Below are 10,560 nucleotides of genomic sequence, written 5' to 3' on the forward strand. Positions count from 1 at the left end.
GCCCACCTGTTACGCCGCAATGCAGCAATTGAGAACTGCGGACCTCAGAAAAATCGCGTGCAAGCCGCGCCCCGGCGCCGTCCACTGGCGGCATGAACGCCCACGCCCTGCTGACCCAAGTGCTGGTCTATCTGGCCGCCGGCGTGGTCTCGGTGCCGATCGCCAAGCGGCTGGGGCTGGGCTCGGTGCTGGGCTACCTGCTCGCCGGCGTGTTGATCGGCCCCTTCCTGCTGAACCTCGTGGGCCGGCCCGCCGAGGTGCAGAAATTCGCCGAGTTCGGGGTGGTGATCCTGCTGTTCCTGATCGGGCTGGAAGTGCGCCCGGCGCTGCTCTGGAAGATGCGCACCGCGATCTTCGGCCTGGGCCTGGCGCAGCTTCTGGGGACTGCCGCCCTGCTGGCCGGCGCGTCGCTGGCCTTCGGGCTCGACTGGCGGGTGGGCGCCGCCGTCGGCCTGATCCTGGCGATGTCCTCCACCGCCATCGTCCTGCAGAGCCTGGAGGAGAAGGGCCTGCGCCAGGGACCGGTGGGCGAGGCCTCGTTTGGCGTGCTGCTGTTCCAGGACCTGGCCGTCATCCCGCTGTTCGCGCTCCTGCCGCTGCTGGCGCCCATGGGCGCCATCGCGCCCGCCGCCAGCCGGGCGGAGAACCTGCTCTCAGGGTTCCCGGCCTGGGCCCAGCCCCTGGCCCAGATGGCCGCGGTGGCCGTGGTGGTGGTCGGCGGCCGCTACCTCACGCGGCCGCTGTTCCGCTTCATCGCCTCGGCGCGCCTGCGGGAGATTTTCACCGCCTCGGCCCTGCTGCTGGTGATCGCGGTCGCGGCCCTGATGGAGCTGGTGGGCCTCTCCCCCGCGCTCGGCGCCTTCCTGGCCGGCGTGGTGCTGGCCGAGAGCGAGTTCCGGCGCGAGCTGGAGACCGACATCGAGCCGTTCCGCGGCCTGCTGCTCGGCCTGTTTTTCATCACCGTGGGCGCGGGGCTCGATCTTGGCCTGGTCGCCGCTCACCCGCTCGCCGTGGCGGGTCTGGTCGCGGGCCTGATGGTGCTGAAGACGCTCGCCATGTATGGCGCAGGCCGCCTCTTCCGGCACTCGCACCGCACGGCGCTTACCACCGCCGTGGCCCTGGCCCAGGGCGGTGAGTTCGCCTTCGTGCTGTTTGGCTTCGTGCTCGGCGCGCAGGTGATGAACGCCCAGCTCGCCCATCTGCTGACCGCGGTCGTCGCGGTCTCGATGGCCGCCACCCCGCTGGTCACCGCGGCCTATGACCGGCTGGTCCTCAGCCGCCCGGACAAGCGCGCCGAACCCGAGCGCCTGCCCTTCGACGAGGGCGATCCGGACGTGATCGTCGCGGGCTTCGGCCGGTTCGGCCAGATCGCCGCTCGCCTGCTGATCGCCAACAAGTTCAAGGTCGTGCTGCTCGACTCCTCCGTCGAGGCGATCGACGCCATCCGCCGCTTCGGGTGGCGCGTGCACTACGGCGACGCCAGCCGCATCGACCTCCTGCGCACAGCCGGCGCCGAGAAGGCCAAGGTCCTGCTGATCGCCATCGACGACCGCGACAAGGCTCTCGAGATCACCGAGGCGGCGAAGCAGGCGTTCCCTCAGCTTTACGTCGCCGCGCGCGCATTCGACCGCCCGCACGCCTTCGAACTCCTGGCCCGCGGCGCCGACTGGGCCGAACGCGAGACCTACGAAAGCGCGCTCAACTTCGGCCGCCACGCCTTGGAAGGCTTGGGCTTCACCGACCGGCGCGCGCTCAAGGCCGCGATCGTGTTCCGCGAGCAGGACAACCAGCTGTTCCGTCAGCAGCAGGCGAGCTACGGCCAGGGCGAGGAGCAGTATGTCAGCGCCGTCCGCGCCTCCCGAGAGACCTTCGAACGGCTGATCCAGGCTGAGATGGCGCGGGTCGGCGAGGAGGAGGAAAACGAGAAGGACGGACCGCCGCGCGAGGACCGCAAGCGTCTGGAGGCGGACAAGGAGCGGGTGTAGAGATCGGAAAATGAGCCAAGCCCACACTCTCCCGCCCCGCATCGCGCCGGTCTCCTTCGAAGGCTTCGACCGCGAGTTTTCCAAGTTCTCCGACACCCTGGGCGGGTCCTTCGCCCGTTTCGGCTTCGCGGTGATCTCCGACCACGGCATCCCGCAGGCGCGCATCGACGCCGCGGTCGAAGCCGGCAAGCGGTTCTTCGCCCTGCCCGAGGCCGACAAGCTGAAATACAAGCTGCCGCCAGGCGCGGGGGGCGGCGGCCAGCGCGGCTACACTCCGTTCGGCGTCGAGACCGCCAAGGGCGAGGTGAACTACGACCTCAAGGAATTCTGGCACGTGGGACGCGACCTGCCGGCCGGCCACCCCTACCGCGACCACATGGCCGACAATGTCTGGCCGGACGCCGATGTCGCCGACTTCCACGAAAAGGTGGGCTGGCTCTTTGGCGCGCTCGACGCCATGGGGCTGAAGTTGCTGGAGGCGATCGCCACCTACCTGGGCCTGGATCGCCACTTCTTCGATCCCACCGTCGACTTCGGCAATTCGATCCTGCGCCTGCTGCACTATCCGCCAGTGCCGGCCGATGGGCCGAACATCCGCGCCGCGGCGCACGAGGACATCAACGTCATCACGCTGCTGCTCGGGGCCGAAGAGGCCGGCCTCGAGGTCTTGGACCGCGACGGCCAGTGGCTGGCGGTCAATCCGCCGCCGGGCGCGCTGGTCTGCAACATCGGCGACATGCTGCAGCGGCTGACCAACCACAAGCTGCCGTCCACGACCCACCGGGTGGTCAATCCGGCCCCGGAGCGCCGCGGCTTCGCCCGCTATTCGACGCCGTTCTTCCTGCACTTCAACTCGGACTATCTGATCAAGACCCTGCCGAACTGCGTCGACGCGACCCATCCCGACCGCTACCCGACCCCGATCACGGCCAACGACTACCTCCTGGAGCGCCTGCGCGAGATCAAACTCGCCTAAGGAAGCAGCGCCGCAACGAAACTGGGCTGAACGCGTTCACCCAACGGCCGCGGGACACAGGGCGCAAATCTGTGCGCCTCTCCCGCCCGAAGGATTCCACGAAAATGAAACGCACCCTGATCGCCGCCGCGGCGGCCCTGATCGCGCTCACCGGCTCGGCCGGCGCCGCCATGGGTCAGCCCGGCGACAACCACGACCGCGGCGGCCAGGACCAAGGCCGCGGCCACAACCAGGGTCATGACCAGGGTCAAGGCCACAGCGCCTACGTCCGTCACGACGACTGGAAGAAGGGCCACCGCCTCGCCCAGGAAGACTGGTCGCGCGGCCAGCGCATCGACTATCGTCAGAACCACCTGCGCGCGCCGCCGCGCGGCTATGAGTGGCGCGAAGTGGACGGCAACTACGTGCTGGCCGCCGTCGCTACCGGCCTGATCGCCTCGATCATCGCCAACAGCCACTAGTCCAAGCGAGCGGAGCCGCTTGCCGCGCGCTGCGGCCCTGTTAGCCTCCCCCAACGGTTGCAAATGAGGGGGACGTCATGCGTCGGGCTGCGGTGGCGATGGGATTGGTTCTGGCCCTGGGCCTTTCCGGCGTCGCCAGGGCCGGGCCCTCCACCGACGACCTCGGCAAGTGCCTGGTGAAGTCCACCACGCCCGGCGACCGCGACAGCCTCATGACGTGGCTGTTCATGGCGATCAGCGCCCATCCGTCGGTCAAGGCGATGGCCAACGTCACGCCGGCCCAGCGCGACGACGCCGACAGGCAGATCGCCGTCGTGGTGCAGCGCCTGCTGACGCAGGATTGTCGCTCGCAGACGGTGGACGCGATCCGCAACGACGGCATGGGGGCCATCCAGGGGTCCTTCACCGTCCTCGGTCAGGTAGCGATGGGCGGCCTGATGCAGGACCCGGCCGTCTCCGGCCAGATCCAAGGGATGGCGAAATACCTCGATGTGCAGAAGTTCACCGCCCTGCTGACCGATATCGGCCAAGCCCCGCCGCCCGCCAAGAAATAGCTAGCGCTCGATCTCGGCCACGCCGGCCGCGCCGTCCTCGCAACCCCAGGCCACGCACCGTGCGTCCGGGGTGATGGCGAGCGCGGTGACCGGGCTGCCCTTCTCGGCCTTCAGCGGCGTGATCTTCTGGCCGGCCAGGTCGCAGGCCCAGACGCGGCCGTCGTCGAGCCCGGCGGCCACCCAGTTCAGCGCCGGCGTTCCAGCCACGGCCACCACCATGGCGGCCTCGTCGTAGCCCACCTCGGCGGCCTGCTTGCCCATCGGGCCTGTGGCGCCCGCGAAGGGCCAGACCACCACGCCATTGGCGCCGGAGGTGGCGAGCAGGCTGCCCTTGTTCAGGAACGCCAGGCTCCTGGGCTTGGCCGGATAGCCGCCCATCCGCATGTTCTTCTCGTCGGCCACGCGCCAGCCGTGCAGCTGGTTCTCCTGCATGGCGCTGAGCAGGAACTTGCCGTCCGGACTCCAGGCGCAGGCCACGTGGCTGCCGGCCCAGGCGAGCTTGGCGGGCTTCTGGCCCTCGATGCGGGCGTACCACAGCCAGACCCCGCCGTAGGTGGCGGCGGCGAGGCGCCGGCCCTTCGGCTCGAAGGCCAGGTCGGCCACCGACTTCTCATGCGCGAAGCTGCGCGAAAACGCCGCGTCGGCTGTGTCGCGCACCTGGACCTCGCGGCCGGAAGCGAAGGCGATCAGGCCGGAGGCGGCGCTGGCCGCCACCGCATCGATCCATTTTCCGGGCAGGTTGGCGATTTCTGTGGCGCCTGACCCCCGCGACCACACCAAGCGGCCGTCGTCGCCCCCGGTGATCAGCCCCTCGCCGGAGGGGTGCGCGCAGGCGGCCAGGACCGCCCCATCGTGCGCCGTGACAGCGTCCGCGCCCTCGAAGCGCACCGTGCCGTCGCCGAGCGCGAAGACCGCCCGGCCGGCCTTGTCGAACGAGACCGCCGTTACGTAGGCGTCGAAGGCGTACTGCATGGCTCCAACTAGATCGCGGCTTCGGGCTTTACAACGGCGCGGCGGCTTGCCAATGGTCGGCGGACTCGTAAAGGACAGGGCGGACATACCGCCTCAGGGAAGGATTTTCGTATGGGCGCCAAGCTTGGCGGTGGCGGCGGCGGTCGCTTCGACCTCGGTCAGAACAGCGACATCAACGTCACCCCGTTCGTGGACGTGATGCTCGTGCTCCTCATCATCTTCATGGTGGCGATCCCGCCGGCCACGGCGGCGATCAAGCTCGACCTGCCGCCGGCGATTCCGCCGCCGCCCGGGACCAAGGTGAAGGAACCGGTGCTGATCAACATCCAGGCCGGCGGCGGCGTGTTCATCGGCGAGCGCCCGACCAGCCTGCCCACCCTGCCCGCGGACCTCTCCAAGGTGCTGTCGGCGGACGATCCGACCCTTCCGCCCACCCAGCAGCGCGTCTACATCCGCGCCGACAAGCAGGTGCGCTACGCCGACTTCATGTCGGTGATGAACACCCTGCAGGGCAACGGTTTCTATCAGGTCGCCCTGATCAACGAAGAGATCTGATCGGTCGGATCCTTCGCGAAGAAATTGGGCCCGCCGGGGCGACTCGGCGGGCTTTTTCGCGCCTCATATTTTGACGAATGTAATTTTCTGACTTTACGAATGTAATATTCAAGCGTTTCCTTCAGGACGCGGCTGCGGGCCGGGGCACTCGAGGAGACGGAGATGGGCGCGAAGCTTGGCGGCAGTGGCGGCGGGCGCTTCGAGTTGGGTCAGAACAGCGACATCAACGTCACGCCCTTCGTGGACGTCATGCTGGTGCTCTTGATCATCTTCATGGTCGCCCTGCCGCCCGCGACCGCCGCCATCAAGCTCGACCTGCCGCCGGCCAAGAAACCCACCGAGAATGAGCACCCGAAGCCGCCGGTGGTAATCAACCTGCAGGCCGACGGCGGCGTCTTCATCGGCGAGACGGCGAGCCGCTTGGCCACCCTGCCGGGCGACCTCAGCAAGATCCTCACGGCGCAGGACCCGACTCAGCCGCCCACGCAGCAGCGCGTCTACATCCGCGCCGACAAGCACGTCCGCTACGGCGCCTTCATGTCGGTGATGAACACCCTGCAGGGCAACGGCTTCTACCAGGTCGCCCTGATCAACGAGGAAATCTGAGTGGCGGGGATATCTCGGGCGACGTTAAGCCTACCCCGCTGTTCACGATTAATCGGCCCGTAACCCCGTTGGGCTTAACCATGGAGGTCTAGGTGGGGCCAGAACGGCCGCTATAACAGCGCGAGGCGCGAAGACGATGTGGAATTCCGTGCAGGTGGCCGTCGGCCACAAGACGCACCGGGGCCGTTACCGGATGGAGGGCGACCAGCTGGTGCTCGAATGGCGTGGAGGCCGTGAAGCCGCCCGCTGCGGGCTCGTGAAGCCGGAAGTGGTGGCGATGGAAATCCTCCGCCACAACGTCGCGAGCGCCCCGATGGCCGCTTAAGGCCGATCCCTAGCTAGGCGATCGTCGCCTCAAACCCTTCGCGGAGCTTGGCTTCGTCGAGGTTGCGGCCGATGAACACCAGCCGCGAATAGCGGTCCGCGCCATCGCGCCACGGGCCCTGGAAGTCACCCTCCAGGATCATGTGCACCGCCTGGAACACCAGGCGCCGGTCCTCGCCGGCCACGTCGAGGATGCCCTTGGCGCGCAGGATGTCGGGGCCCTGGGCCTGCAGCACCTCGTTCAGCCAGGCCGTGACGCGGTTGGCGTTCAGCGGCTTGTGCGCCGTCAGCGAAATCCCACGAATGCCGCTGGCCTCGATATCGTGGCCCCCATGACCATGATCGTGGCCGTGATGGTCGTGCCCGTGGTCATCATGATGGTCGTGGTCGCAGTGTTCGTCGTGAACGTGCCCCGCCTCGCCGTGGGCAGGGTTCAGGAAGTCGGGCTCGATCTGCTCGATCCGCGCCAAGTCGAAGGAGCCGCGTCCCAGCACCAGCTCAAGCGGCACGTTGGACCGCTGGGCCCGATGAATCGGGGCCAGCGGATTGAGCCGCCGAATCGCGCGCTCCACCTCGGCCAGCTCGGCCTCGGTGACCAAGTCGGTCTTGTTGAGGATGATCTGGTCGGCGAAAGCCACCTGCTCGGCCGCCTCCTTCGAATCCGCCAGCCGCAGCAGCAGGTGCTTGGCGTCGACCACGGTGGTGACGCTGTCGAGCTGCGTCTTGGCCCGCACGTCGTCGTCCACGAAGAAGGTCTGGGCGACCGGCCCGGGATCGGCCAGGCCGGTGGTCTCGACGATGATCGCGTCGAAGCCGCCTTTGCGCTTCATCAAGCCGGACACCACGCGGATCAGGTCGCCGCGCACCGTGCAGCAGACGCAGCCGTTGTTCATCTCGAAGACCTCTTCGTCGGCGCCGACGATCAGGTCGTTGTCGATGCCGACCTCTCCGAACTCGTTGACGATGACGGCGTATTTCTTGCCGTGATCCTCGGAGAGTATGCGGTTGAGCAGGGTCGTCTTGCCCGCGCCCAGGTAGCCGGTGAGCACGGTGACGGGCGTCTTTTGATTGGCGATCGCGTTCATTCGCCCCATGTAGGACCGGCGGGCGGATTTCTAAAGTGGCGTTCTTAGCTGGGCGCGCTACTGGGTAGGCCCAATGACTGGTGTGATTTCCCAAGGGTCGCGGCGTGGCCCGATGCGTTCCAGGCTGCTGATCGGCGCCGCCGCGGTGCTGCTGGCCGCGGGCGCGGCGGCGGGATGGCTGGGCGCGAGCCGCCTGGCGCCGCAGAAGATCGCCTACACCAAGGGCCCTGCCGCGCCGCTTGCCCGCCGCGACGCCCCGCCCGCGCCGCCTGAGCTGCAGGCCACTCTGGAACGGATCGCCGCGGGCTACCGTGAACCGGTGGGCATCGCGGTCGCCGACGTCACCTCCGGCTGGACGGCGCAGGTGCTGGGCGAGGAAACCTTCCCACAGCAGAGCGTCTCGAAGCTCTGGGTGGCGCTGGCGGTCATGCAGGCGGTGGACGAGCGGCGCCTGTCGCTGGACCAGACCGTGGTGCTGCACGATGACGACCGCAGCGTCTTCTACCAGCCCCTGGCCTCGCGCATCCGGGGCCCCAACGGCTTTCCGATCACGCTCGCCGACCTGCTGCGCCACGCGCTGATCGAGAGCGACAATTCCGCCAACGACCGGCTGATCCGCGAGGTCGGCGGCGCGGGCGTCGTGACCCAGAACATCGCCGACAAGCATCTGGCGGGCCTGGCGGTCGGGGGCACCGAGCGCGACGTCCAGACCAAGACCGCGGGCCTGGAGTGGAAGCCGGAATACGGCCGCACCTGGATCTTCAAACAGGCCCGCGAGCGCCTGCCCGACGACGTGCGCGATCAGGCCCTGGCCAACTACCTGGCCAATCCGCCGGATGGGGCGACGCCGCTCGGCATCGTCACCGCGCTCGCCGAACTGAAGCGCGGCGAGCTGCTCAGCCGCGCGTCCACCGACTTCATGCTGGACCTGATGGGCGAGGCGCGCACCGGCCAGCTGCGCCTGCGCGCCGGCATGGCCCCAGGTTGGAGCCTGGCCCACAAGACCGGCACCGGCCCCGACTGGCGCGGCGCCTCGGTGGGCATCAATGACGTGGGCCTGATGACCGCCCCAGATGGACATAGTTACGCGGTGGCCGTGATGGTCCGCCAGACCAGCCAGCCGCCGTCAGCACGGCATCGGCTGATGGCCGGCGTGGCGCGCGCGGTGGAAAGCTACTGGGCGGTGGCGGGGCGCCCGGCCGAGACGCAGCAGGCGGCCAACGCCGCCCCGGCCGTCAGCGGTCCCTAACCCTCGACCTTGGTGACGTGGCCCTTCACCAGCTTCAGGTGGATCGGCGTGCCGGTGAGGTCCTTGGCCTCCAGCCCCTTGGCGGGATCTTCCGGGAAGGGCTGGCAGACGCTGATCGGCAGGGTCGGCGGCTTGGACTGTTTCAGGCAGACCTTTTCGCCTTTAACGCTCCAGGTGCCGGCCAGCGGATTGCCGCGGCGGCTTAGCCCCGTCCAGCTATGGTCCGGCGTCAGCCATATCTTCTGGGCGCGGCCGTCGGGATAGACCGACAGGACCGTGTTGCCGAACGTGGCTTCGACGTTGGCCTGGCCGGTCTTGGCCTTGTCCGGCTCGGCGGCGTGGGTGGCGGTCGCGGCATAGGATGCGGCGGCCAGGGCGAGGGCGGGAATGATGAGGGCTGTGCGGTTCATGCCGCCTCCAACGCATGACGCGGGATTTGGACCCGCCGCTGGACATTCAATCGGCGGCGGATGAACTGAAGCTGACAGATTGTTGCAACAGGGACGCGACCCATGGAGACCCCGATCTTGGCCGATGCGGAGCGGGCCGGCATGCTGGCGGCCCTGCACGCCATCATCGTCGGCACGCTGTCGACACTCAAGCGCAAGGGTCTGCTGACCGCGCAGGAAATCGATCAGCTGTTCGAGGCCGGCATCGTCACCTTCGAGCGCGGGGAGCCTGACGACACCAAGGCCGCGGCGCGGCTGACGCTGGAAATCCTGGCGCAGTCGCTCAGGGACTAAGGCGCCGGCTTAGTGGGGCGCGACGGCCTCGTCGAAGCCCAGGCGGGCCGGGCCGCCCTCGATGCGGGCCTCGGCGCCGCGCCAGGCATGGACCTCGCGGCAGACCGGGCAGCGAAACGAGCGCGGCTCGACGACGGCGGCCAGATCGAAATCCTGGGTGCGGTGACCGGTGGGGACGTCCGCGCCGGTGGTCGGGCAGCTGATGATGATCCTGGGCATGCAACCCTAACGGATTCAGACAGATAAGGTTGCTTACCCCAGGTCGTGCTCAAAAGCCGGGCGGCGGCCGGAAGCCGCCAAATTCCCGCTCCAGCAGGCGCGCGAAGCCAATTGTGGTGCGGTCTTCCAGGTAGGGCCCGACGATCTGCACGCCGAACGGCAAGCCCGCCCGGGTCTGACCCAAGGGCGCCACCGTGGCCGGCAGATTGCCGAACGTCGCCAGGCCGATCCAGGCCAGCTGGGCGAAATAGGGCGTAGGCTCGCCGTTCAGCTCGATCGTCCGCGCGCCCATCTCGGGATTGTCGTCATGGGGGAAGGCGGCCGTCCCGTGGACGAAGGTCAGCACCAGGTCGAAGCTTTCGAACAGGGTCTTCAGCCGGCGGCGGAACGCCACCTGCACGTCGAGCAGGTTCATCCACTCCGCCGCGGTGATCGATGGCGCGCTGGGGTTGCCCCGCGCCATCGCCGCCTGCAGCAGAGCCATGTAATTGCCCTGGGTCTCTGCTTGATCGGGCAGGAGCTCGCTTGAGCGCGCCACCTTGGCGCCCAAGGCCTCCAGGCGGCCCGCGAGCCCTTCCAGGCCGGCGCGCAGCTCGTCATCGGCCTGCGCCATCGGATGGCTGTCGATCAGCAGGATCCGGTGGTCCGCCAGGGTCTGGTGGCGCGGCGGCGGCAAGGCGAGCCTGTAGCCCACGCCCTCGATCTCGTCGGGCCCGGCCAGAACGTCCAGCGCCAGGTCGAGGTCCGCGGCCGAACGCGCCAGGGGCCCCAGGACCGCCAGCACGATGCCGCCGCCGTCGGTGTAGGGCGGGCTGTGGCCCCGCTGCGGCA

At 68.6% G+C, this 10,560-nt stretch carries 14 protein-coding genes; 9 read left to right on the forward strand and 5 right to left on the reverse strand.

The genetic code is table 11. From position 1 onward, the window contains the following. The first annotated feature begins 92 nt into the window (after positions 1–92). The 4 genes from VKQ35_RS16330 to VKQ35_RS16345 all read left to right on the forward strand — a co-directional run bounded on the left by VKQ35_RS16330 (position 93) and on the right by VKQ35_RS16345 (position 3,976). Positions 93–1,985 carry a monovalent cation:proton antiporter-2 (CPA2) family protein gene (locus VKQ35_RS16330; RefSeq protein ID WP_324363511.1) on the forward strand — a complete coding sequence of 631 codons (1,893 nt, stop codon included), beginning with the start codon at positions 93–95 and terminating at the stop codon, positions 1,983–1,985. 10 nt (positions 1,986–1,995) lie between these two features. Further along, on the forward strand, positions 1,996–2,961 hold the full coding sequence (locus VKQ35_RS16335; protein WP_324363513.1) for an isopenicillin N synthase family dioxygenase: 966 nt from the start codon (positions 1,996–1,998) through the stop codon (positions 2,959–2,961). A 104-nt stretch (positions 2,962–3,065) separates the two neighbouring features. Further along, positions 3,066–3,422 (forward strand): RcnB family protein, encoded by a 357-nt coding sequence (locus VKQ35_RS16340; RefSeq protein WP_324363515.1) that lies wholly within the window; start codon positions 3,066–3,068, stop codon positions 3,420–3,422. A 77-nt stretch (positions 3,423–3,499) separates the two neighbouring features. Then, the gene (locus VKQ35_RS16345) at positions 3,500–3,976 is read left to right on the forward strand and encodes a hypothetical protein (RefSeq protein ID WP_324363516.1); all 477 of its coding nucleotides are present in this window, start codon (positions 3,500–3,502) and stop codon (positions 3,974–3,976) included. Here the strand turns inward: VKQ35_RS16345 and VKQ35_RS16350 are convergent, their stop codons facing one another. Beyond that, a complete protein-coding gene (locus tag VKQ35_RS16350; protein WP_324363519.1) occupies positions 3,977–4,948 on the reverse strand; it encodes a WD40 repeat domain-containing protein in 972 nt (323 codons plus the stop codon). A gap of 111 nt (positions 4,949–5,059) precedes the next feature. Here VKQ35_RS16350 and VKQ35_RS16355 point away from each other — a divergent pair, with 111 nt between their 5' ends. From VKQ35_RS16355 to VKQ35_RS16365, 3 genes are all read left to right on the forward strand, one after another. Continuing rightward, positions 5,060–5,503, forward strand: coding sequence for a biopolymer transporter ExbD (locus VKQ35_RS16355; protein ID WP_324363521.1), 444 nt, complete (start codon positions 5,060–5,062; stop codon positions 5,501–5,503). Between the two features lie 162 nt (positions 5,504–5,665). Beyond that, a complete protein-coding gene (locus VKQ35_RS16360; protein ID WP_324363523.1) occupies positions 5,666–6,109 on the forward strand; it encodes a biopolymer transporter ExbD in 444 nt (147 codons plus the stop codon). Between the two features lie 136 nt (positions 6,110–6,245). After that, complete coding sequence (locus VKQ35_RS16365) at positions 6,246–6,434, forward strand: hypothetical protein (protein WP_324363525.1); 189 nt, start codon at positions 6,246–6,248, stop codon at positions 6,432–6,434. Between the two features lie 13 nt (positions 6,435–6,447). Here VKQ35_RS16365 and VKQ35_RS16370 read toward each other — a convergent pair whose 3' ends face one another. Continuing rightward, positions 6,448–7,518 carry a GTP-binding protein gene (locus VKQ35_RS16370; RefSeq protein WP_324363527.1) on the reverse strand — a complete coding sequence of 357 codons (1,071 nt, stop codon included), beginning with the start codon at positions 7,516–7,518 and terminating at the stop codon, positions 6,448–6,450. 112 nt (positions 7,519–7,630) lie between these two features. On the opposite strand from VKQ35_RS16370, the gene VKQ35_RS16375 reads away from it, so the two are divergent. After that, positions 7,631–8,767, forward strand: a complete 1,137-nt coding sequence (locus VKQ35_RS16375) for a serine hydrolase (protein ID WP_324363529.1) — start codon at positions 7,631–7,633, stop codon at positions 8,765–8,767. Here VKQ35_RS16375 and VKQ35_RS16380 read toward each other — a convergent pair. Further along, positions 8,764–9,177, reverse strand: coding sequence for a hypothetical protein (locus tag VKQ35_RS16380; RefSeq protein ID WP_324363531.1), 414 nt, complete (start codon positions 9,175–9,177; stop codon positions 8,764–8,766). The genes VKQ35_RS16375 and VKQ35_RS16380 overlap by 4 nt on opposite strands. A gap of 102 nt (positions 9,178–9,279) precedes the next feature. Between VKQ35_RS16380 and VKQ35_RS16385 the strand changes: the two genes are divergently transcribed. Then, on the forward strand, positions 9,280–9,510 hold the full coding sequence (locus tag VKQ35_RS16385) for a hypothetical protein (protein WP_324363533.1): 231 nt from the start codon (positions 9,280–9,282) through the stop codon (positions 9,508–9,510). Between the two features lie 9 nt (positions 9,511–9,519). Here the strand turns inward: VKQ35_RS16385 and VKQ35_RS16390 are convergent, their stop codons facing one another. Together VKQ35_RS16390 and VKQ35_RS16395 are read right to left on the reverse strand one after the other, a co-directional pair. Then, positions 9,520–9,729 carry a hypothetical protein gene (locus VKQ35_RS16390; RefSeq protein WP_324363534.1) on the reverse strand — a complete coding sequence of 70 codons (210 nt, stop codon included), beginning with the start codon at positions 9,727–9,729 and terminating at the stop codon, positions 9,520–9,522. Positions 9,730–9,778: 49 nt separating this feature from the next. Continuing rightward, the coding region (locus tag VKQ35_RS16395; protein WP_324363536.1) for an amidase family protein at positions 9,779–10,560 on the reverse strand (782 nt) is incomplete at its 5' end.

It is taken from the genome of Phenylobacterium sp. (assembly GCF_035309685.1).
Taxonomy (GTDB): Bacteria; Pseudomonadota; Alphaproteobacteria; order Caulobacterales; family Caulobacteraceae; genus Phenylobacterium.